We start from the raw sequence: 215 nt of genomic DNA on the forward strand, positions 1-215 counted from the left end.
GCACTGGTTGAGGCTGAGGTAGACGCTACGGCGCTTGTGCTGGCTGAGGTAGACGCTACGGCACTTGTGCTTGCTGATGTTGATGCTACCGCACTTGTTGAGGCTGAGGTAGACGCTACTGCGCTTGTTGAAGCTGACGTAGACGCTACTGCACTTGTGCTTGCTGAGGTAGATGCTACCGCGCTTGTGCTGGCTGAGGTAGACGCTACCGCACT

Annotated in this window: 1 protein-coding gene; it reads right to left on the reverse strand. The window is 56.7% G+C overall.

All coding sequences use genetic code 11. The features are described from left to right. A partial coding sequence (locus N8L39_RS09470) for a hypothetical protein (protein WP_261039414.1) occupies positions 1 to 215 on the reverse strand: 215 nt, incomplete at both ends.

The sequence above is a fragment of the Streptococcus mitis genome (assembly GCF_946190285.1).
GTDB lineage: Bacteria > Bacillota > Bacilli > Lactobacillales > Streptococcaceae > Streptococcus > Streptococcus mitis_CP.